Origin of the sequence: Pseudoalteromonas sp. A22 (assembly GCF_018141345.1) — a bacterium.
Classification (GTDB): domain Bacteria; phylum Pseudomonadota; class Gammaproteobacteria; order Enterobacterales; family Alteromonadaceae; genus Pseudoalteromonas; species Pseudoalteromonas maricaloris.
On record NZ_CP047238.1, the window covers coordinates 112,501 to 135,297 of the forward strand.

The following is a 22,797-nucleotide window of genomic DNA, read 5'->3' on the forward strand; positions in this document are numbered from 1 at the left end:
GTCGGGTAAGTTCCGACCTGCACGAATGGTGTAACCATGGCCACGCTGTCTCCACCCGAGACTCAGTGAAATTGAAATCGCAGTGAAGATGCTGTGTACCCGCGGCTAGACGGAAAGACCCCGTGAACCTTTACTACAGCTTGGCACTGAACATTGACCCTACATGTGTAGGATAGGTGGGAGGCTTTGAAGCAGAGACGCTAGTTTCTGTGGAGCCGACCTTGAAATACCACCCTTGTAGTGTTGATGTTCTAACTTAGGCCCCTGAATCGGGGTTGAGGACAGTGCCTGGTGGGTAGTTTGACTGGGGCGGTCTCCTCCCAAAGAGTAACGGAGGAGCACGAAGGTTTGCTAAGTACGGTCGGACATCGTACGGTTAGTGTAATGGTAGAAGCAAGCTTAACTGCGAGACAGACACGTCGAGCAGGTACGAAAGTAGGTCATAGTGATCCGGTGGTTCTGAATGGAAGGGCCATCGCTCAACGGATAAAAGGTACTCCGGGGATAACAGGCTGATACCGCCCAAGAGTTCATATCGACGGCGGTGTTTGGCACCTCGATGTCGGCTCATCACATCCTGGGGCTGAAGTCGGTCCCAAGGGTATGGCTGTTCGCCATTTAAAGTGGTACGCGAGCTGGGTTTAGAACGTCGTGAGACAGTTCGGTCCCTATCTGCCGTGGGCGTTTGAGAATTGAGAGGGGCTGCTCCTAGTACGAGAGGACCGGAGTGGACGAACCGCTGGTGTTCGGGTTGTGATGCCAATTGCATTGCCCGGTAGCTACGTTCGGAACTGATAACCGCTGAAAGCATCTAAGCGGGAAGCAGGCCTCGAGATGAGTTCTCACTTTGACTTAGAGTCAACTGAAGGGCCGTTGAAGACTACAACGTTGATAGGCGAGATGTGGAAGTGCTGTGAGGCATTAAGCTAACTCGTACTAATTACCCGTGAGGCTTAACCATACAACGCCAAAGTGGTTTATAAGCGACAGAAGTTAATAGACTAAAGTAGACAAAAGAATTTAATAGCTTTTTCCGGATTTACATTGATGAGGGAGACTTCATTGATGAACAGAATTTCCTGGTGACTATAGCGTTTTGGACCCACCTGACCCCATGCCGAACTCAGAAGTGAAACAAAACAGCGTCGATGATAGTGTGGATTACCCATGTGAAAGTAGAACATCGCCAGGGCCAAATAAGAGAAACCCGTTGCAGCAATGCGACGGGTTTTTTGCTGTTTGGGGTGTAGAGGTTTGAGATATAAAACCTCGCAAGCCAATCAACACATCGCGAGGTGAACTCGCTCCTACCACAGTATCAGCATTGTGCAACATGGTAGGAGGTGCTTTACCCGCCGATGGCTTGCAATGAAAGTTTCGGCTCAAGAATAATGTGGAACACCCATGTACATCAAAACCCGTTTCAACAATACGACGGGTTTTTTGCTGTTTGGGGTGTAGAGATTTGAGATATAAAACCTCGCAAGCCAATCAACACATCGCGAGGTGAACTCGCTCCTACCACAGTATCAGCATAGTGCAACATGGTAGGAGGTGGTTCACCCGTCGATAGGTTGCAATAAAAGCTTCGGCTCAGAATAGTATGGAGCACCCATGTACATCAAAACCAGTTGCAGCAACGCGGCGGTTTTTTGCTATGTGTGATTTAAAAATCTCGCGAGGTAAACTCGCTCCTACTCCCACACTCACTCCCACCACCAGATCAGCACAGTGCAGCATGATCGGAGGTGGTTTATCCGCTAAGCACTTGAAAGCATGTTGTATTAGGTTCAGTCAGATTGATTTTTAGCGGCTTAGTTTGTGTGGCTGAGAACTGCGAGTGTTGAATATTTTTTTGAATAAAATGGGATAGTTTTTAATTTAGTGTTCTTGCTTCTAGGCTCATCACTATGTAAAGGTTATAGGCGTTGGTGAGCGAGTTTTTTTAAATGATGCAGGTATCTATTTGCTTTTCAATAGTAATTGAAATTTATTTATTGAATGTAATTTTAAATAACTTGTAACATTTTTGATTTATTTTTCATTACTTGTTTGTTCAATTGGGTATTCTTTTTTAGTTGTTGAAATGTAAAATTAAATTAATTAAAAATATATGGTTTTAACATTTTTGTGATTTTAAGGGTTTTATTTTCTTTTAAATTTCCAATTCCTGGTTTTAAATTCAATTTAACTGCATAGTTATTTTTTGTATAATAGAGAAAAATTATCTTGATTTTTCTATTGTAAAAAAATAGTTTATCTATTGGGTCGTAAAGAATAATACTTATAAATGAAGGTATAAAGTAAGAGATGAACAAAAGTAATCCAGTAATCAAAAGAACGCCTGTATTTTTTGCTGTAAGCTGTGCGCTTGCATCTATCTCGACAAGTGTGCTTGCGGAACAAAACTCCAATGTGGAAGAAGTTGAAAAAATTCAGGTAACAGGTTCTCGTATTTTAAGAGAAGGTGCTATTGCTCCCGCACCAGTTACGGTGATCAGTGGAGAGTCACTGCTCTCAAGTGGTGTAACGAATATTGGTGAAGCGTTAAATGATTTGCCTGCACTTGCAAACACTTACTCTCTCGCGAATGGCGGAAGAAATATCGGTACTGCTGGATTGAGCATGCTAGATTTGCGTGGTATGGGTACTGCTAGAACCTTGGTGCTTGTTGATGGCAAGCGTCACGTAGGAAGCAGTCCTGGCTCTTCTGCAGTCGATGTAAACAATATTCCATCAAACTGGATTGAGCGTGTAGAAATCATTACTGGTGGCGCGTCTGCTGTATATGGCGCAGATGCTGTAACAGGTGTTGTTAACTTTATCTTGAAAAAAGACATTCAAGGGTTTGACCTGAGTGTATCTAAAGGTAGTGCTGAAGAAGGCCCTTATGAAAACGAAAAGTTCAGCCTGTCTTACGGTGTAGACTTTGATGGTGGTAAAGGTAATGTTGGTATCTCTGTTTCTCATGTGAAACAAGATGGTATGACAGCAAAAGATAGGGCTCAAACTCGTGCGCCTATCACTAGTGTGTCAAACCCAGCAGATAAAGATTATAGAGACGAAAACGGTAACTATGTTCACGATGGTGTACCAGATAAACTAACTATTCCTAATGGCGGTTGGTTTGACGATGCTAAAGAAGGTAACTTCTATTTAGTAGAAAATGACCAAGATGTTTGGTATATCTTTAACCCAGATGGCAGTGTCAGACCTCAAAAACTTGGTACAACTTACAGCGATTACGGGAAGTGCTCTGGTGACTGTGACATTCTTGATTTAACTCGTTACACAGAACTGCAACCCACTTTTGAAAATACCAATGTAAATATCAAAGCCAACTACGATATTACGACTGATATTAACGCATATGCTTCAGCGAAATATGTTAAATCAGAAGCGGACTCCATTGGCCAACCATCATTTTTTGAATATGGCAATAGTCGTGGAACGGGTGCATTTATTATCAAACGTGATAATGCTTATATCCATGAATCACTTGCTCAGTTGATGGATAGTAAAGGTGTGGAACAATTTGCTATGCACCGTTTTATGGAAGATGCTGGGCGTCGATATGAGTTTAATGAGCGAGAAACAACTAGATTTGTAGTTGGTGCAACAGGTGTGGTTGCTGACGACTGGGATTTCGATGTTTCGGCTGTATATGGTAAAACAGAAACGTCTCAGACTAATGCCGGCAATACGATTAAAGCACGTGTTAAACAGTCTGCAGATGCAATTAAGCTAGCAAACGGTGATATCGTCTGTCGTGATGTGGAAGCTCGTGCTGCAGGTTGTGTGCCAACGAGCCTCTTTGGTTATGGTGCCGTGAGCGACGAAGCTGCCGCTTGGTTTAATACCACAAGTATTAGTGAATCTACCATCAAGCAAACCGTATTCAACGCTAACATCAGTAATAGCGCTATCTATGAACTACCTGCTGGCTATGTTGGGGTATCCTTTGGTGTTGAATATCGTAAAGAAGAAAGTGATTCGCTACCTGACGCTTTCGCGGCAACAGGTGCAACATTCTTGAATGCAATCCAAGAGGAGCATGGTGACTTCACGGTAAGAGAAGCATTTACAGAGATTTCGATTCCATTACTATCTGATGTATTGCTAGCTCAGGACTTATCATTTGATTTGGCCGCACGTTTTGCTGATTATTCAACGATTGGTGACACTTTAAGTTGGAAAGCCGGTATCAACTGGACTGTGACAGATGAGTTGCGTATTCGTGCTACAAAGTCGCAGGCTATGCGTGCACCAAACATCACAGAATTATACGGCCCTCAGAGCGAAACTTTCTTCAGTAGCATTACCGATCCTTGTCAAAAGGGACAAGTCCAGGATGCAAACCGTAGAGCAAACTGTGATGCGCTAGGGATCCCTGTAGATTTTGATGCTATAGCGACAGTTTCTTCTATTCCTGGATTATCTGGTGGTAACCCTGAATTAAAAGAAGAAGAGTCAGATAGTGTTACTTATGGTGTAGTGTACACTCCAGAGGCGATAGAAGGTTTCACCGTAACACTAGATTACTGGAAAATAGAAATTGACGACGCAATCGATGCGGTAGCTGGACAAGATATTCTAGACAAGTGTGTTGATTCACTTACAGGTATAGATAACCAATTCTGTGCTTTGATCACGCGCGATGCTGATGGTGAGCTGAGAAATATTCGCTCAATCACACAAAACGTAGCAAAGCAAAGTGCTGAAGGTGTTGATTTCGAATTTGGTTACGACTTTGACCTACTTGAAGGGCGTATGACAACTAGCTTGATCGGTACTTACCTAATTAGTAGAAAAGAGTATCCATTCCAAGTTGACCCGACTGACTTTATTCAAAATGCTGGCACTGAGGGTGAAGCTGAGTGGCAGGCAATGCTTTCTCTTGGTTATAAAGTAGGTAATTGGCAGTTCGGTTCAAAGACTCGCTACTTAGATGAAGTAAGTCGATATACCGAGCAAGAGCTTGAGAAAAACCCCGATCCAAATAGTTTGATGGGCTATGGTACCTATTTCATCACGGATATTCGTGGTGGTTACAGTTTCGAGAATGGTATTACGCTTGAATTAGGGGTAGACAACGTATTTGACAGAGACTTGCCTGGTTACACCACAGGAACCGGTGTTGGGACTGCGAGTTACGATAACATTGGTCGTATGTACTACGGTGCAATCACTTATCAATTCTAATTTAGGCGTCATTAAGGCTTAGATAAAGAATGTGAACATAAAAAGGGCATACATTGATATGCCCTTTTTTACATTAAGCAATGTATGGTTAGTTGGGGTACTGGCAATCGCAGTAATCTTGAAAGATGTTATTTCTTGAGGTATTGCCCCGGCGGTTTGCCAAAGACTTTTTTAAACGCATTGCTAAATGCGGCGGTAGATTCAAAACCCAAATATTCAGCTGCTTGTTGCTGAGAATATCCATCTTTCAAAAGTTCAATCGCTTTGATAGCTCTTAGTTTTTGGCGCCAATCACTGAAGCCCATCATAAAACATTTGTGGAATAAGCGGTTGAGTGTCCGGGTTGATGCGCCGACTTGATCACTCCAGGCCTCCAAGCTTATTTTGCATCCTGGATTTATATGTAGCTCGGTCACAATGGGTAAGATCCGAGCATCCTGTGCACTTGGAATAAAAAAGTGGCACGTTGTAGCTGATGTTAATCTATCAATAAAGACCGTAATAAATCGCTCTGTTTTTTCATCTAAGTGGTACTCTTCCTGCCAAGTACAGATCTCCAGTATAAATTGCTTCAGTAGTTCATCTACCGCAATTAGCTTTGCTTTATTCCCTAGCAACTCGGTGTATTTATTGTCGATATAGACGCTACGAAAATCTCCACCGTAGCGACAATACGTCTCATGCGGAAGGCCCGGAGGTAGCCACAAAGCTTGGTCGGGAGGGATCACGAAAGTGCCTTCAGGAGTTACAATTGTGATGACTCCATTGCTTGTATATGCAAGCTGCCCCCACTCATGTTGGTGCCGTTGAACATGCTCCCACTCCGCTTTTTTTACCGCTCTTGGCAGAATTGGTCGACCAAGGGTTGGCTTTAAGAAGCGCTTATATTTGGGCTGAATACGCCAAGGAGAAGTTGTCTGTTTTGATAAAGAACTTGGCATAATTATGTATATCAGAAATTAACGTGTAGCCATATTATAGCCATAACTTTTTAATAGTTGTGCTTTATGTGGAGATAATCATGAAGAATGCTTCTCAAGGATGGCAAAGTCCTTTTAATTTCTTAGTGCTTGCTACCGTAGTTATGGCCGTTACGTTTGCAGGCTGGATGGCCATGCTCAATAACTTTGCGATTGAAACCGCAAACTTCAATGGCGCTAATATGGGAATGTTGCAATCCTTGCGTGAGATCCCCGGGTTTTTAGCGTTTACAGCGGTATTTGTTTTATTGGTGTTAAAGGAGCAGACCTTCGCACTGATCAGTTTATGTTTGCTGTCGCTTGGCGTCGCCATTACCGGCTTGTTGCCTACTATTTATGGTTTGTATGCAACTACAGTGTTAATGTCGATAGGTTTTCACTATTTCGAGACATTGAATCAATCACTCAGTTTACAATGGTTCAATAAAGATGAGGCACCGGCCAAACTTGGTATCTTGCTCTCTATTAAATCCATTGCCTCTCTGATCGCCTATGCAGTTATATGGCTGGGTTTTAGCTACTTCTCCGCAGACTATCAGTGGATGTATCTGCTTATTGGAGGGGTTGGCTTTATCATTGCGCTATTTATGTTTATCGGCTTTCCAACCTTTGAAATGCATACTACGCAGCATAAAAAGCTCATTTTGAGAAAAGAGTACAGCCTATATTACGCCTTGATTTTCTTCTCGGGCGCGAGAAGACAAATATTTATGGTGTTTGCGGGTTTCTTAATGGTGGAAAAGTTTGGTTTTGATGTTGCACAGATCACCGCGCTTTATATGTTGAATCATTTGATAAACATATTTATCGCCCCCAAGATTGGTCAAATGATTGGGCATATTGGTGAGCGTAAAACACTGACAATCGAATATGTGGGACTCATTTTTGTATTTATTGGTTATGCATTAGTAGAGTCAGCAAGCTTTGCAGCAGCGCTTTATGTCATCGACCATCTGTTTTTTGCGATGGCCATTGCACTCAAAACTTATTTTCAAAAAATTGCTCGGCCAGAAGACATCGCAGCAACGGCAGGGGTTAGCTTTACCATTAACCATATTGCAGCAGTAGTGATCCCAGCAAGCTTTGGCTTAGTATGGTTATACGATCAATCCTTAGTATTTTACTTTGGTGCTGCACTTGCGGTGTGCTCATTGGTGTTGAGTCAATTTGTGAATACAGCCAATGTGCAGGAAAAGCTGGCTAAATCAGTGTGATGCTCCAGCATCACACTGATAGTGACATTGCAGTTTAGATACTGCGATCACACCAAACAACACGCCCTGCAATGCCGTGACTGTCGGCATTATCAGCGGTGATCTCCCAGCTCGGGTGATCAGGACTATTACTGATCACTTTGAGCTGATTGTGTTTCTGTTGCACTCGCTTAGCCATTAGATCATCTTCCGTTTGAACGATATTAGGCTGATTGTAAGCGTCACCCAAACCTCATCTAGCCGCTGAAGCGCCAGACTCATAAAGTAAAACTTGGAGCTTATAATGCCTGGCTGCTTATAGAGCAACAAGTAGAAAGCGAGTTATCCGTCGCTGATTTTTGCCTGCAGGACGAAGTTAGTACCAAGAAATTTTATAATTAGCGTACTAAGTTGCGTATAGAGCAAGCAATAGTTGTCTTTTGGTTGTTGAGCACACGGAAGACGTAAATTTAAAGAAGCCACAGACAGGTAGGCTAAAGGTCAAACAGCAAAAAAGTAGATTAGGCGCTTAACCATCTTCAAAAACTATACCGTGTTGAAGCCGCAAGAAAGGTCGCAAGCCTGTAAGAAAAGCAGATGATGAAAGTACAATACACTGTGACTGGCACCGCCATACTGCGATACTAACAGTTTACTGCTCTGGAAAGCTAAGCTCTAGGTGACTGTTTAATAAGGCTCTTCGAATGAACAACATCATGCACTTGCCCACCTGAGAGCTCAAAGTGAACATGTAGACTGCTACTAACAACCAGCAGGTGAATTGTTGTCGTATTATCAGAGCTTCATCAGTCATGCTATTAGCACTACTGCGACCAGAATGGGCTTTGACAAGACTTCCGTCCATAAGCAGCCATTGGGCATCACTAATTGACGACGGCTTTTTAAAAATATTGTCCAATATCCTTTTTCGACTAGAGGTTCAAGCGTCTGAAACCAGCGTTTTATAGGCCAGATTTCTTCGGAAAATTACGTGATTGAACACCAGCTCTCATTCGATACAGTATGTCTTCTAAGGTAGACTTATGCTCTACTTATTATAAACACGACCTATTTCACGTAGAATTTCTTTAAGAAACGCTCACATTTTATCTGTTAACATCGTTCTAGGCATAGCAACATCCATTTATGGGATATGTTTGACTTTTAGCGAAACCATTATACCTTGTTGCTGTACCATCTATTTTTCAGACAAAAATCAACAACCTCTAAGGATAAGTATTGTGAACATGAACAACGTTATTACAGAAGAAGCCGAGCGTTCCATAACTACAAGTTTTATTTCACCGGAGCAAAGCTTGCCACTTGTTATTACAGCAAAAGATACATCTATAAACTTGGTTGAATGGGCTGAGAAAAACAAAAGATATATTACTGCTAAAAAAGAACAATATGGTGCCGTGTTGTTTCGAGGTTTTGATGTTGACTCGGCAGAAGCATTTGAGCAAGTTATTGAAGCCACCAGCTCTAAAGCTATTAAATATATGGAACGTTCTTCACCAAGGGACGCTGTTTCTGGAAATATTTATACATCGACTTCGCAGCCCAAGGAACATGAAATTTTCCTGCATACAGAACAATCATTTAATCTGACTTTCCCGTTACATATCTATTTTAATTGCCACACTGCGGCAGAATCCGGAGGCTGTACTCCACTAGCGGATACTCGGAAAGTTTTCCAACGTATTCCCGAAGCCATCAGAAATAAATTTATTGAGAAAGGCTATTTATACCAGCGAAACTTCATGAAATACATGTATGTTAGTTGGCAGAATTGCTATCAAACTGAAGACAAAGAGCAAGTTGAGAACTACTGTCGCAATAATCAAATTGATTTTTTATGGGGAGAGGACGATATTGCCCTAACTACCAGGCAATTAAGGCCAATAGCTTCTAAGCACCCTGCAACCAATGAAAATTGTTGGTTTAACCATTGCACTTTTTTTAATTTGGCTACTTTAGATCCCAACATGCAGCACTTCCTGCGTGATTCTTTTAGTGATCAAGAATTACCTAATCAAACCTTTTATGGTGATGGTTCGCCGATAGAGCAAGAAGTCATTGAAACCTTAATTCAGGCTTATGAAGCAGAAAAAGTCACTTTTCCATGGCAAGCTGGAGATGTGCTGATGGTGGACAATATGCTGGTTGCTCATGGTCGAGAGTCTTTTACGGGAGAGCGTTTAGTACTGACCGGTATGTCTGAGCCTTGTTTTTTAGATAAGGTTAAACTGTCAGAACCAGCATAAAGTTTTATGACCAGCATTTTTGGTCATCATGGGGACGTGTTTGATTAAATTGATAACAAGGTTCCTCAATCAGGTGGCGCGGTTAGTTTGGATGAATATTTATGAGTTAATCACTAGAGCTAAAGTAAGTGGGAGTATTAACCATTAATAGAAGAGGAAGGCGCTAATTTTCGTAGTGAAAGGTATTACGTTGCATCCTTAAAATGAATTTATGTAGGTAAAAGTCGAGATTGCCTATTGTCTGGATATACAAAGAGACCGCTGGGGAGTTTCTATCAACAGAAGAAGGAAATTTTACGATGCGAAAAAGTAAGTTTACTGAAACACATATCGTGGGCATGATCAAAGAAGCTGAGACTAGTGTTCCAGTGCCAGAGATGTGTCGTAAACATGGTGTTGGTCAGAGCACATTTTATAAGTGGCGTTCTAAATATGATGGGATGGAGCCCATGATGTTCAATGCTTAAAAGAGCTTGAAGATGAAAACCGTAAACTCAAAGATATGTTTGCGACCCTTAGTCTAAAACACCCAATGCTTAGGAAATTATCTCCAGCCGTAAACAAGTAGACACAGAGCTTGAGTCAAGTACTTGCGAGCTTGATTTGGAGTCAGCGTGGCTTTTGCTCGTGAGGTGGCATGGTTAAGTCTCAGTGTTTATACCAACATGCGCTTCAGAGGCAGTTAAGGGCTCTGAACAAGCATAAAGAGTGGCTTTATTAGCGATACGCTCAACTACGGATATCGTTTTAGAACACTGAACGTGCTTGATGACTACAACCGTCAAGTGTCAGCTATTGAGGTTGATAAAAGCCTCATGGCTGAGCGCGTTATCTGAGTGTTGGAACGTGTCATTACATGGCGTGGAAGCCAAGATAAGTTCGGGTGGATAATACTCCTGAATTTGCGTCGATCGCTTTGAAAAATTGGGCTGCTCAAAAGTACATGAGACTTGAGTTTATTAAACTAGGAAGTCCATATCAGAATGGATATGTAGAGCGATTTAATCGCAGCTATCGAGAAGAAGTCTTGGATTTATCTCTGTTTGAGTCACTTCAGCAGGTTCGTGACATTATAGATGAATGGTTAGATATTTATAATTATGAATGGCCTAACGACGCACTGAGAGATTAAACCCCAACGGATTATCTTGAGGTAGCATAACTCTACTAATGAGCTGTACTAAAATTGGAGCTATAGGTATACCCTGAGAGGCCGAAAATGGACATACCAAGCCCTAGCTACATTGCCCTGCCGACAGGCTTCACCAATTTGTGCTGATGTTGTTACTGGTAGCTCTTTAATATTTGTGTTTAGCAAGAAATAAAAAGAGCTTAGCTATGTCTGGCTAAATACCGGCTGAAGTTTGTTACTCCCTCATGAATTTTATCCGGATCATAATAACTAAATGAAAGCCTTACATAGCGATCCCAAATCTGAGGGGATAGAGAGAAAAAACTGACCGGCATGCAGATGACCTTATTTTGTTTGGCACAAGCTGTGACGTGCTCTTTGGTAAAATCAAATGGAGTTTTAATTACATAAAAGAAACCACCGCTAGGGCTATTCCACTTAATATCTTCATAATGTTGGAAGTTTTCCGTCAGGGCAGTTTGCATGGCATGGCATTGGTTAGAATAATGTTGGTTTATAGGCTTCATCCAATTGTTGAGGGAGTATTGCTGCTCTATCAGCCAGCCGCCGATCACACTTTGTGATATCGAGCTGGTATTGACCGAGGTTAAGCTTTTTATGGTGGCCAATGCCTGGGCTATGACTTCATTAGGAGGCACAATGTAACCTATACGTACACCGGGGCAGAAGGTTTTGGAAAAGGAGCCTATATGGTATACGAGGCCAAAATTATCCAGATTTTTTAAAGATGGCTGCCGACTGTTAGTAAATCTGAATCTGGAATAGGGATCGTCTTCTATAATGCGCAAATTCAATTCGTGGCAGATATTGAGCAGCTCTTGGCGTTCTCGTAGCGATAATTGGTAGGCGAGGGGATTATTGAAATCAGGATTGATATAAAGAAGTTTTGCGGTAATATTTTGTTGTTTTAATTGGGCGACTTTCTCTTTCAAGTAGTCCCAGTTAAATTGAAAAGGGGTTTGCTGAATATCGGTCAGCTTGTGCAATTCTAATGGTTCTACACGCTTGCCTAGGGTATTTACCATAGCGGAAAACCCGACATAACTCGGATCTATTGTTAGGGCGCAATCCGAAGGTGCTTTAAGTTCATTCAGGCAGGCCAGCAGCAGGGCTTCTTGGCAGCCATTAGTGATCACTATGTTGGCTTCATCCACCTGTATATCTTCATCGTTTGCCAGATATTTTTGTATTATCGGGTTAATGATACCTGCGCTTGGCCCATAATGGCAAATTTGATTGGCTGCTGTTGCAAAGCTAATTCCCCTCTGTTCGGCAATATAATCAGTGAAAACGGCCTGATGCCTTTCCCAATTAGAGTGATTTAAAAACTTTGCATGGGGTCTGCCTGCGGCAAAAGATATTGCATCTGGGAATTTCATGGCAACTTCATTCAGAAAGTTCATGACTTGAGCTTGTGACATACCATTTCCTTATTGAGAAAAACATTAGTGGATGGAGGTTGCGGTTAAAGATAATTCAATCGCCAGACCAGTATCTATGCCCCGTGAGAGATGAAGCTTTGGCAACCTGCTCAGTAATCTGCCAGATATTGGTTAATCGTTAGCAGAAATGAACAATATGATCCCGTACGCTTATCTTGCAGTCGAAAGCTGGGAGCCAGTCGTCCTTATTCAATCAGCGGGGTACGGCTTTGATATTTGCAATTCAAGTATTCAATGTTTTCAAGCTCGCTGTTTTCATAGGGTTCTAATTGCATAACCAGCTCTCTTGCGACCCCGTTTCTTTCATATTTGTTCGAATAGGTAAATTTTTGCCTGTTACCTTGTTGTGAAATGCTCAAAGTATCTCCATTTCTTGACCAGAGCAACGGTATTTTATTAACCATTGCATTTCCGCCTTTGTCAAAAGTGAGTCTGTAGAGCTTGGAACAGTTCGTGCTTGTAAATTCGACTTCTGAAATATCAACTGCAAACTCAGCAGCCAACTGCTCCTGCATAGACATCAGGCCGTCGGTTTCTACCAGATAAAGGCCAATGTTGTTACTGTCCCAGTATTCGTGATTTCTGACCCTGTTTTTGGCAATTAATCCTGTAGAGTATCCCTTTTCATTAATGATATTGAGAATTTTAACTAAATCGTCATTGTCGCCATTATCTTTTGGATAAATAATGAAGCTGCCCAAAGCCAGTAATGGTGGCTTGCGTTCGCTTATCAAAACCTTAAATCCAGTTGCTTTCAATGCCATTACTATTTCGTTTTTTTTGGCATCAGGCACTTTATAGCTATGAAGATGAACTGTGCTGGGGGCACAAGCTGTTAAAGTGAACATGAAAAAAATAGAATAAAGTTTGACCAACATCTTCGACATAATGGTATCTCTTCCTTCAAAAAATTGTTGGACTGGCCTGTTCAAATAAAAAAACAGATAAGGCTGTGATTTTAAAGATAAATGTTATCGAGTTTTTTTATGAAAATATAGCTTTATTTAACGCATACAAACCTGGCAAGGGATAAAATGATAAAGGCACCGTAAACATGATATGACACCTTTAACCTTAGGCATGGTTTTATCCCTACTTCTATGTTGTAAATACTGTAACCGGATCACCCAGAAGTTCTCTGGTTACAGTTGTCAGTCTGCTATTGCGCATTTTGTAAAGAGTGAATAGCCGGCTTGCTGATTATTTGCCATACCGAAAATAAGCTGGCCAGAGCCGTTAATATTATGATCAACAGCACGGGAAATAGAGCACCCCAGACACTTAGTTCGTCAACAAATGAGGTGTTTTCCAGCCATAGCCAGAGTCCGGCAAGTATTACTCCTGCCGCAGCAAGTCCTGCCAAAACAGTGATAAAACTCTCACGTATGATTTCTATGTAAATGGTTGCGGGTGTGGCACCAATTGCCATACGAATTCCTAACTCAGAGCGGCGTAGCTGGATGCTGTAGGTTAATATTCCGTAAACCCCTACAGAGGCTAGAAATATTGTCAACAGGGTCAATACTGCGGCAGCACTGGCAAGAAATTTATCATGATGAACTAGCCTGTCATGGGCATTTTTAATATCAATTAATTTTGATACTTTAAACTCTTTGTTTACTTTCGCCATCATTTGGTTCAGTTCGATGGCTGACAGGCTTTGCTTGGGCAAGACTTCTAGCAAGAACTCAGGGAAATCAAATGCCATATAAGGAATAAATACCCTAGGTAGCTCTTCCGTGTTGGGCAAGGTCAGATCCCTGACAATACCAATCACCTCATAGGGGGAATTTCCTGGCGCATTAAGCCAATAATAGCGTTTGCTTATCACCTCATCCCCGGGTGCTAGTTTATCTGCGAAAGCCTGATTGATTATTATGACATTCTTAACATTATCATAATCACTGGAGGTGAAATTTCTGCCTTTAATCAGCTCAAATTGTAGTATATCCAGATAGTTCTCATCAATTAATGAAACCACGCCCTGCTGCTGTTTTTGGAATTCGGCATCTTCGGATAAATAACTGAAAAAATACTCATCCGTTGATGCCGACAGTGGAAAACCCATGGCAATACTGGCACTGCTGATTTTAGGGTTCTCGGTAAACAATTTGCGAGTGGCTCTTAAATTATCTTCCAGCACTTTGGTGGAGGCAAGTCTTGTGATACCGATATCGACTTTAACCTGATAAACGTTATCTGTGGCAAGACCTGACGGCTGGATGATATTGCTTATTGACTGATGAAAAACCTGTACGCCGACGCAAAGCATAGTGGTAGCAAGGGCAACCTGACTCAGTATTAATATGTTTCGTACCTTTTTCGATACTTGCAGCGCTGTGCCTTTACCGCCGCTTTGCATCATCTGGCTTAGCTTGCGGTAGTCAAGTTGCCTGTTAACTAGGATGGTTGTGACTAATGCGATCAGCCCGGAGACCAAGGTTGAAAAAACAATGGAGAGCCAGTTAAAACTCAATTCATTTGCTCTTGGCAGCCAATCGAGTTTCAGCTGTTTAATCAGGTCTATGCCAGCATAGGAAAAAATCAGAGAGAATACAACGGTGGCAGACATTAACAGGGACATTTCAATTAAGATGGATCGGAACAAATCGCTTTTTTGTGCACCCAAAGCTGCTTGAATGGCCATGATCCTCTGTCTGTTCGCCGCTCTCGCCAAGATCAAATTCATGGTATTGGCGACAGCGATCATCAATAACAGAAAAACACCGGTAAAGAGCAACAGGGTTTGCTGATAACTGTCGCCAATAATTTTTTCCCGAAAAGAAGTGAGCACGAAATCTATACTCGATGATTTAAAAAATGAGCGTCCAGCCAGCTCTTGACGATAGCGGTTATTTAATCGGCTCGTTAACTGGTGGGATACCTGTTCTGGATTTACCCCTGGTTTTAACAGTCCGATAAGGTGATGGTTCGATAATTGTCCCCCCCAGGAGTGGCGCCAACCCTCTTCGGTTAAGTTAAAGTCCCAGGCTAACCACACATCGGTTAACCTGCCAACGGACACAAGCTCGGGTTCAACAAAATTTTTCGCGGTGACACCGATGATTTTAAAGTTTACCTCGCCAAAACGTAACGTTTGGCCAATAGTGTCTTGGCGTTTATTAAATAGCTTATCCCAGGCTTCGTAACTGATGACGGCAACTGGTGCTTTTGCTCCTAGTCCTTCCTGGGCATTGAAATTCCGGCCAAGGGCAAAAGGGGTTTGGAGCATATCCAGGTATTCCGGCGTAATATAGCTCAGGTTAACTCTGGGAGAGGCAGGGAAGTTGCGAATAACATCGACATTAAAATTAATTAAGGCTTTTTTTTCGAAATCAGTATCTTTGAAGCTATAGGCATCTATAAGCGCTGGATATGGTGAAGTGTCGCTGAGTTTTATTTCACTATCCCTAAATGAGCTGCCTTTGGAGATAAACAACCTGTCCTGATTATCATAAGGTAAGGGGGCCGAAAGTAGCTGGTAATTAACCATAAAAATAGCGACTAAAGCGCCAAGAGTAATCCCTAAAGTTAAGATAATAGCTGCACTGTAGCCTTTCACTCGGGATAAAGAGTTAAGGGCGAGTTGAAATTCCCTGATCATGCTCATACAGAAATCTGCTCTACTATCGATGAGTTTTCAAGTTTACCGTCAAGTAAATCTAGCCTTCTTTTCGCCATATCAGCACAGTGGGTATCATGAGTAACCATACACAAGGTGGTTCCTTCGTCATTTAACCGAATGAACATCTCCATAACCTGATCGCTGTTTTTAGAATCCAGATTTCCGGTAGCTTCATCAATCAATAAAAGCGTCGGCGAGCCAACAAGTGCCCGGGCAATCGCTGCCCGTTGCTGCTGTCCCCCGGACAGTTGATTTGGCTTATGTGCAGATCTGTGGGTCATATCCACTGTGCTTAAGCTATGCATTACCTTTTCTTGGATCGCTTTCTCACTCAGTTTTTCTCTTCGATAACGCAACGGCATAGCAACATTTTCAAATAAAGAGAGTTCGTCAATTAAATTGAATGACTGGAAAACAAAACCGAGTTTCTCACATCTAACATAAGCCGCTTCCGTTAATGAAAGATTGGAGACGTCCTGATCACCGATGAAGTACTGACCGCTATCAGGCACATCCAGTAAGCCCAATAAGGAGAGCAAGGTTGACTTACCACAGCCGGAAGGACCGCTGATTGAAATAAAATCTCCTTGGTTTATGGTTAAATTGATGTCTTTAAGTGCATAGGTATCCATTTCCCCCGTGCGATAAACCTTACTGATCCCCTTCATGGTAAGAATAGGCTTGCTCATTATCTTTCCTTTTTCTTTATAATAATTGTTATATTACATTGGCTAATCTGCTCGAGAATGTGTAGCCCTTTGGTGACTTGAGCACAGAACAGATTTTTCAGGGCCTTTTTAACTAGTTTTAGATGCCATAGGAATTCTCCTTAAGCGGGCTAGTAGATAATCTTATTCATTGACTGTGTTAATTTAAAATGTGAATCCGATCGGCATCTTTGAAATTTGTCAGATTGGACAAAATCAACCGATCATTTTCTACCGCACCACCGTATATTTCTATTTGATTGCCCGATTCATTGCCAAAGCTGATCAACTTTTTCTCAGCCCATTCGTTTTCAGGGTCTAATTTGAATAATTCCATTTGGCTACCTTTTTGGGCATTGATGGGGCGTTCAATAAAGAGGGTATCTCTTAAAGTGGTGATAACGATTTCTGCGTCGACACTTAATTCAGGGCGAGCCGAAGGTGGCGCTGGAGCGTCAAAGGTAATTTCAACCTCGATTGTCCCCTCATTGACTTGTGGAGCGATTCGGCTTATTTTTCCGGCCATTTTGTCTTGTATTGATTTCACGCTGACTTGCTGACCAATTTGCAGCTGGTCCGCATTTGACTGAGAGACTTTTATCATCGCCAATAAGTCATCTTTGCTGCCGACTAAGGCTAATTCCTGGCCAGCGGTGACACTTTGTCCTAATTCAACAGGCATGCGTTGTAAAATACCCGCCAGGCCGGCTCTAACCGTTAACTGTTCGACTTGCTCGGCTGCGCTACGGTATAAATTGGCATATTCATTGATTGCTTCTTGCTGAATGTTTTCAACCTCTTGGTTTACTGCTTTGTATTGCTCCAAAGCTTCTTCGAGTAAATTAACCCGCAATTTCATTTGTTCTACGTTCAGCACTGTGGTTTGGTAGGTTATACTGGAGACGATACCGTTTTGCACCAGCTTCTGTTCGGCAATTTTTTTCAGTTTTGCCACCTCATATTCAGAGCTCAATTCGGCGAGCTTGGATTTCTCTGCTAATAATTTCTGACGGTTACTGAGTTTTAGCCTTCTCAGGTTCGCTTTTTCTTTTGCTAAGGCTATTCTAGCTGCTTCTAGGTTTTTAAGTGCTTCAGGATTATTAAGTTGCATAATCACACTGTCTGGCTCAACTTTTGCTCCGGGGCGCAAATATATTTCTTTCACCGTAGCCGGAGTCTGGGAAGTGATAAGAGTTTGCTTTTTAGAACGTAAGACACCATAGCCGCCAACGAGTACTTGCAAATCTCCCCGTTGAACAGTGCCCCAGATGAGTTTGTCTCGTTCAATGTTAGGTATGCTGTCAGATTGTCCTCTTGCCGATACATATAAGACCCCAAGGAAAATAAGGCTCAGCAGAAATATGATGGATTTCTTCTTGTTTTTTTTGGCGGGGGATCTAATGACGTCCATTGGCTGAAAATATTCCTAATTTTGATATTTAAACTGATTTTATAACATGAATATTACATAATTAAAAGCCATCAAATCAGGAGATAATAGATATACTGCCAGCTCCTTTGCCTCCGTGCTTTTAACTTGATTTTGGCTATAGTCAGTTAAGGGGGATTTTAGCATTTTGTGAAGTTCACTATAAAAATGTTTGTATTTTCAGTTGACTAATGTGCTAGTATCTTTAACCACTATTTTACGGTATAGCAACTTAAAAGGCTTAATTCGCGCAACCTTTATTTGGTTTTATATGCTGGACTTAAGCCAAGTATTGGGTTTGAGTATTGGAAAATTAAGTAGGTATTAATGGGATGTTAACTAGATTTCCGATAGTTTCTCGCTTTGGTTTATTCATTATTACTCCGCTTTTTGCTGTATTTCTCACTGGCTACAATATGCTGTGCGAAAGTGTCTCTGACGCAGAGCAGCCGGTATTATTAAACGGCATTAACGATGAAGTGGTCATTGTTAGAGATGAAGCTGGTATTCCGGCGATCACTGGTAAGAGTGATAATGATGTGTTTTTTGCCATGGGCTTTATTCAAGCTCAGGATCGGCTCTGGCAGATGGAGCATAACCGAAGACTGGCTCAGGGGCGCTTAAGTGAAATCTTTGGTATTGACCAGCTGGACACGGATAAATGGATGAGAACTTTAGGGCTTTACCGTGCCTCTGAACGAGCTCAGCAAAGGTTGGGAGCCGGAGCTAAACAAGCTCTGGAATCATATTCGCAGGGAGTTAATGCGTGGATCAATCAAGCTGAGCAATTACCAGCTGAATTTGAGCTGTTTGATTATCTCCCTGAACCCTGGTCGCCTGCTGATTCCATTGCTATGGGGAAACTATTTGCGTTAACCCTTGGAGGCAACGCTTTTCTCGAATCCCAGCGACAGATTTCGCAAAAAATGTTATCCGAACAGCATTATGCGAGCTTATTTCCCGATGTCGTCACCTCGAATAATAATTACGCCTTTGCATCAGCATCAATAGCGGATATCGCTGTCAATGTCAGCCAGCAACACTTGCTTGGTGGTAAAAATGTTGGTAGTAATGCTTGGGTAATTTCAGGAAAGTTAACGGCAAACGGTTCTCCGATTCTGGCCAATGATCCCCATCTGGCCCTACAAATTCCTTCTGTGTGGTATGCCGCAAAGTTAAAAGGGGACAATATAACGGCCAGTGGTATGACTTTGGTAGGTATGCCGATCATTGTGTTTGGCACAAATGAGCATATTTCCTGGGGGGGGACAAGTTTACCTGCCGATGTTCAGGATCTTGTCTCTTTGAGAATGAATCCTGATCAGGGAAGTTTCTATCAAGCTCGGGGTAAATGGCTCAAATTTGAAGAGCGGCAAGAAGTGATTCATATTGCCCCGGGTTTTCCTGAGATACTAAAAAAGAAAATTAAACCGGTAAAAATGAGGGTGCTCAGCTCTGTTTACGGACCTGTGGTCAGTGACTTTATCGGTGCTTCTGGCCAGACTCTTTCGTTGCAGTGGTCTGCACTTGAAGCTGGCGATACGACTTTTGAAGCTCTATACAAGTTGAATTATGCTCAGGATTGGCAACAATTCCGACAAGCGTTAAGTCTGCATGTGGCACCTTCTTTAAATATCTTGTATGCAGATAAAAACAATAATATAGGTATCAGCGCGGCAGGGAAAATACCGGTCAGAAACAGTAGCTCTTTTGGTATGCTACCGACATCCAGTGATCATTTCTCATGGAATGGTTATCTTGATTGGGCCGATATGCCTTATGAATATAACCCGGCTCGAGGTTTTATTGTTAATGCTAATAATAAAAGTGTCAGTGATGACTATCTTCATTTTATCTCTAACGATTGGGCGGATCCTGCAAGGGCTGAAAGAATAGCCGATCTCATTAATGAAAAGGTAGCGAAGCATGAAAAAATAGATGTCGCTTATGTTGCCAAAATGCAGAATGACCTGTTTGACTTAAGCGCTGAAAGTTTACTCCGAACACTAGCAAGCATCATTCGGGAGCAAGATACTCAAGATGAATTATTAATATCCCTTTATCGCTGGAACCGGGACTTTAGCGAAAAGAGTAATGCCGCCGCGATTTACATGTCATTTTTACGCCATCTTAAATTAAGGTTGTTTAAAGATGAGTTTACTCAATACTATGGCTCGTCTGGGCTTATGGCGCTGACCGAGCAAATCATCAAGGGGCTAGAGATTGATATCGTCAATAGAGCATTAACCGTTGATGCTTTTTGGTGTGATAATGTTGCTACTGCGCAAGAAGAAACTTGCAAAGATATCATATCGCTGGCGCTAAAAGATGTGAGAGACGAATTAACCAAACTGGGCGGCAGTAATATAGACGATTGGCGTTGGCAGCAATTTAGTCGGCGTACCTATAAGCACCAACCTTTTAGTCAGTTCAAGCACTTGGACCATGTTTTTGAAAGAGAAGCCGCGAGCAACGGCTCTGCCAACACTATTAATGTCGCTAGTTATGCCTTCGACGAATCGGAAGGTTATATCCAATCTCTTGGTGCAACCTTTAGGCAAGTTATTGAAATGTCATATGATACTAACCATCTAATGACAAATTCTACCGGACAGTCCGGCAATGTATTCAGCCAGTTTTATGACGATATGCTAAGTTCGTTCGACGTAAATGAGCTACACTCCATGAAGGCCTCCTTAGCCGGGAAACCCATCATCTTGCGGCCTGTTCCTCTCTCACAGTCAAGTCATGTGGAGGGGAAATAATGAAGATCATGAGTGAATTTGGTAAAAATGCCCCTAATAAGGTGTTTATTTCTCTGATGTTAGGTGTAAGTGCAGGGATTCTCTATGTCGGCTTGATCCCCCTGGTGTTGTCGAGCCTGGATGAACTGCCCGGGATCATGTATACCGATTCTGCACCAGCAGAATTATTCGGTTATCAGATTTCTAATCTGCCAATCGCATTCGCTTTTTTCTCTCTTTGTCTGCTGATCTTAATTTTTAGAACTGTATCTCAAATTATGCTGACGGCGGTTTCCCTTAACCTGACGATGAAGGTGAGAGAGAATTTATATCAGCGTGTTAGCAGCTCGCCAATAGATGTCTTGGAAAAGATCGGTTCGCCGCGCATTATCAATACCATGACTATGGATGTCAGAAGGATTGTAGATGGCGCGAGTATGGCGCCCCCAATGCTAGTTAGCTTGGCAACCGTCGCCGGTATGATGTTTTATATCTGGATTGAAAACTCAAAAGTATTCTATTTTGTTTGTTCAGCGTTATTGGTCGGTGTTATCAGCTATCAAATTCCTATTTTTATCGGACGTAAATATATGTTGCGAGCGAGGGAATTAATGGATGAATTACAGGAAGGCTTTCGCGGCGTGATTTTAGGGGCAAAGGAATTAAAGCTGAATAGAAAAAAGAAGGACAACTTTATCAAAGATGAGTTGTTGGCGGTGGAATCAAAAATTGAATCTACCAATATCAGGGCAGAGACCGTATTAACTTCAGCCATGAATTACGGCGACATGATCGGCTTTTTTGCAATTGGTTTGCTGGCATTTGTTTACGTTAACTATGAACAGGTCAGCAATTCAGAGCTCATTGCCATCATCATGATCTTACTTTATATCTCCAGCCCAGTTGGTGCTATTTTGTCAGCTATCCCTGTTTTTATCAGCGCAAATGTGTCCTATAAAAGGATGGAGGAAATTTATGCTGAAATGGTGGACGAAGACAGTTTTGATGAAGAGCTTGAATTGCCTTGCTGGCAGCAGATACAGCTAAAAAATGTAACTTATACCTATAACGACGAGCATGCATTCAAAGCCGGACCTGTTGATTTAACGATTAAAAAAGGGCAGATCACCTTTATTGTCGGCGGTAACGGTTCAGGTAAGTCTACGATAAGTAAAGTTATCACCCAGCATTATTACCCGACTACGGGACATGTCTGTTTTGATGATGTACAAATCAACAGAAGTAACATCAATAGCTATCGCCAGACGATCTGTTCTATCTATAGCGATTATTATTTATTTAAAACCCTGCATGGCATAGATCTGCAATGCCCGAAAGTGAATGCAAAAATCCATCAATTAATCAAAGATCTGGCTTTAGATGGAAAGATTAAATTTGAAAATGGCAGGTTTTCTACGACTAAATTATCGGATGGCCAGCGTAGACGCCTAGCGTTATTGGTGGCGGTGATGGAAGATAAAGATTTATATGTTTTTGATGAGTGGGCCGCAGATCAGGATGCAGTGTTTAGAAAAGTCTTTTATGAACAAATATTGCCTGAGCTTAAACAGAAAGGAAAAGCAGTGGTTGCTATCAGCCATGACGATCGCTATTTCCATCTTGCCGACCAGATTATTAAATTTGAATCCGGGTTGAGGGTTTGATAAAAAACATACAATCCCACCCTTTATTCTTTTGAATGATTGGTTTATGATTGTTTCTTCTGGGTTATTTTTATGTTAAGTTTGGGTTGTATGGATGATGAACAAATTAGACGTAGTGATGGACTGTAATAAAGTTAAGTCTCTTGTGAGATTTTCTAATAAAACCCCTCGTGTGCTAGTAGCATTTTCCTTACATAACCTCTTCGGCTCACCTGCATATCCAATTAAAAACTTATTCTCTAGGTTTTGTCTGCCAAGTTTCTTTTAACACTTTGGCGTAATTTTCAAGCTAAGCCCTTTTTGTCCCGAAAACCCAGTGCTAGCTTGGCTTAAGCACACTCTGAGCAATAATTATTAAGCATTTATCAATAACATAATTAGAAGAATAAAT

General features: G+C 41.8%; 14 protein-coding genes and 2 rRNA genes (1 of these 16 only partly in view). 9 read left to right on the plus strand and 7 right to left on the minus strand.

Annotated elements, in window-relative coordinates; translation table 11 throughout:
• The 3 genes from GSF04_RS05610 to GSF04_RS05620 all read left to right on the plus strand — a co-directional run.
• Positions 1-961 (plus strand): 23S ribosomal RNA (locus tag GSF04_RS05610) (it extends 1,924 nt beyond the left edge of the window).
• Positions 962-1,078: 117 nt separating this feature from the next.
• Positions 1,079-1,192, plus strand: a 5S ribosomal RNA gene (rrf, locus tag GSF04_RS05615).
• A 1,118-nt stretch (positions 1,193-2,310) separates the two neighbouring features.
• Positions 2,311-5,202: a TonB-dependent receptor gene (locus tag GSF04_RS05620; protein ID WP_211858981.1), complete on the plus strand. Its 2,892-nt coding sequence runs from the start codon at positions 2,311-2,313 to the stop codon at positions 5,200-5,202.
• Between the two features lie 128 nt (positions 5,203-5,330).
• Here the strand turns inward: GSF04_RS05620 and GSF04_RS05625 are convergent, their stop codons facing one another.
• Complete coding sequence (locus GSF04_RS05625) at positions 5,331-6,143, minus strand: helix-turn-helix transcriptional regulator (protein ID WP_211858982.1); 813 nt, start codon at positions 6,141-6,143, stop codon at positions 5,331-5,333.
• An 80-nt stretch (positions 6,144-6,223) separates the two neighbouring features.
• Here GSF04_RS05625 and GSF04_RS05630 point away from each other — a divergent pair, with 80 nt between their 5' ends.
• Positions 6,224-7,396, plus strand: a complete 1,173-nt coding sequence (locus tag GSF04_RS05630; RefSeq protein ID WP_211858983.1) for an MFS transporter — start codon at positions 6,224-6,226, stop codon at positions 7,394-7,396.
• A 34-nt stretch (positions 7,397-7,430) separates the two neighbouring features.
• Here GSF04_RS05630 and GSF04_RS05635 read toward each other — a convergent pair whose 3' ends face one another.
• Positions 7,431-7,574, minus strand: a complete 144-nt coding sequence (locus GSF04_RS05635) for a S24 family peptidase (RefSeq protein ID WP_249122437.1) — start codon at positions 7,572-7,574, stop codon at positions 7,431-7,433.
• A gap of 1,048 nt (positions 7,575-8,622) precedes the next feature.
• Here GSF04_RS05635 and GSF04_RS05640 point away from each other — a divergent pair.
• The 3 genes from GSF04_RS05640 (at position 8,623) to GSF04_RS05650 (ending at position 10,774) form a co-directional block, all read left to right on the plus strand.
• Positions 8,623-9,642, plus strand: coding sequence for a TauD/TfdA family dioxygenase (locus GSF04_RS05640; RefSeq protein WP_039491545.1), 1,020 nt, complete (start codon positions 8,623-8,625; stop codon positions 9,640-9,642).
• A gap of 299 nt (positions 9,643-9,941) precedes the next feature.
• Complete coding sequence (locus tag GSF04_RS05645; RefSeq protein ID WP_211858984.1) at positions 9,942-10,109, plus strand: transposase; 168 nt, start codon at positions 9,942-9,944, stop codon at positions 10,107-10,109.
• A 416-nt stretch (positions 10,110-10,525) separates the two neighbouring features.
• On the plus strand, positions 10,526-10,774 hold the full coding sequence (locus GSF04_RS05650) for an integrase core domain-containing protein (RefSeq protein WP_211858985.1): 249 nt from the start codon (positions 10,526-10,528) through the stop codon (positions 10,772-10,774).
• Positions 10,775-10,974: 200 nt separating this feature from the next.
• On the opposite strand, the gene GSF04_RS05655 is transcribed toward GSF04_RS05650, so the two are convergent.
• The 5 genes from GSF04_RS05655 to GSF04_RS05675 form a co-directional block, all read right to left on the minus strand.
• Positions 10,975-12,216 carry a PLP-dependent aminotransferase family protein gene (locus GSF04_RS05655; protein ID WP_193522629.1) on the minus strand — a complete coding sequence of 414 codons (1,242 nt, stop codon included), beginning with the start codon at positions 12,214-12,216 and terminating at the stop codon, positions 10,975-10,977.
• Between the two features lie 206 nt (positions 12,217-12,422).
• Positions 12,423-13,124, minus strand: coding sequence for a hypothetical protein (locus GSF04_RS05660; protein ID WP_211858986.1), 702 nt, complete (start codon positions 13,122-13,124; stop codon positions 12,423-12,425).
• A gap of 272 nt (positions 13,125-13,396) precedes the next feature.
• A complete protein-coding gene (locus GSF04_RS05665) occupies positions 13,397-15,847 on the minus strand; it encodes an ABC transporter permease (protein ID WP_211858987.1) in 2,451 nt (816 codons plus the stop codon).
• Complete coding sequence (locus GSF04_RS05670; protein WP_039491551.1) at positions 15,844-16,551, minus strand: ABC transporter ATP-binding protein; 708 nt, start codon at positions 16,549-16,551, stop codon at positions 15,844-15,846. Before GSF04_RS05670 ends, GSF04_RS05665 begins: the two co-directional genes overlap by 4 nt.
• A 178-nt stretch (positions 16,552-16,729) precedes the next feature.
• Positions 16,730-17,980: an HlyD family efflux transporter periplasmic adaptor subunit gene (locus GSF04_RS05675; protein WP_249122438.1), complete on the minus strand. Its 1,251-nt coding sequence runs from the start codon at positions 17,978-17,980 to the stop codon at positions 16,730-16,732.
• A 350-nt stretch (positions 17,981-18,330) separates the two neighbouring features.
• On the opposite strand from GSF04_RS05675, the gene GSF04_RS05680 reads away from it, so the two are divergent.
• A complete protein-coding gene (locus GSF04_RS05680; RefSeq protein WP_211858988.1) occupies positions 18,331-20,763 on the plus strand; it encodes a penicillin acylase family protein in 2,433 nt (810 codons plus the stop codon).
• On the plus strand, positions 20,763-22,406 hold the full coding sequence (locus GSF04_RS05685; RefSeq protein WP_130125699.1) for a cyclic peptide export ABC transporter: 1,644 nt from the start codon (positions 20,763-20,765) through the stop codon (positions 22,404-22,406). Before GSF04_RS05680 ends, GSF04_RS05685 begins: the two co-directional genes overlap by 1 nt.
• Positions 22,407-22,797: the final 391 nt, after the last annotated feature.

Bases quoted from the DNA above. Each gene is read 5' to 3' on its own strand.
- GSF04_RS05620 (WP_211858981.1), top strand. From the start codon at position 2,311: ATGAACAAAAGTAATCCAGTAATCAAAAGAACGCCTGTATTTTTTGCT.
- GSF04_RS05655 (WP_193522629.1), bottom strand. From the start codon at position 12,216: ATGTCACAAGCTCAAGTCATGAACTTTCTGAATGAAGTTGCCATGAAA.
- GSF04_RS05630 (WP_211858983.1), top strand. From the start codon at position 6,224: ATGAAGAATGCTTCTCAAGGATGGCAAAGTCCTTTTAATTTCTTAGTG.
- GSF04_RS05675 (WP_249122438.1), bottom strand. From the start codon at position 17,980: ATGGACGTCATTAGATCCCCCGCCAAAAAAAACAAGAAGAAATCCATC.
- GSF04_RS05625 (WP_211858982.1), bottom strand. From the start codon at position 6,143: ATGCCAAGTTCTTTATCAAAACAGACAACTTCTCCTTGGCGTATTCAG.
- GSF04_RS05640 (WP_039491545.1), top strand. From the start codon at position 8,623: ATGAACAACGTTATTACAGAAGAAGCCGAGCGTTCCATAACTACAAGT.
- GSF04_RS05645 (WP_211858984.1), top strand. From the start codon at position 9,942: ATGCGAAAAAGTAAGTTTACTGAAACACATATCGTGGGCATGATCAAA.
- GSF04_RS05635 (WP_249122437.1), bottom strand. From the start codon at position 7,574: ATGGCTAAGCGAGTGCAACAGAAACACAATCAGCTCAAAGTGATCAGT.
- GSF04_RS05670 (WP_039491551.1), bottom strand. From the start codon at position 16,551: ATGAGCAAGCCTATTCTTACCATGAAGGGGATCAGTAAGGTTTATCGC.
- GSF04_RS05685 (WP_130125699.1), top strand. From the start codon at position 20,763: ATGAAGATCATGAGTGAATTTGGTAAAAATGCCCCTAATAAGGTGTTT.
- GSF04_RS05680 (WP_211858988.1), top strand. From the start codon at position 18,331: ATGTTAACTAGATTTCCGATAGTTTCTCGCTTTGGTTTATTCATTATT.
- GSF04_RS05660 (WP_211858986.1), bottom strand. From the start codon at position 13,124: ATGTCGAAGATGTTGGTCAAACTTTATTCTATTTTTTTCATGTTCACT.
- GSF04_RS05665 (WP_211858987.1), bottom strand. From the start codon at position 15,847: ATGAGCATGATCAGGGAATTTCAACTCGCCCTTAACTCTTTATCCCGA.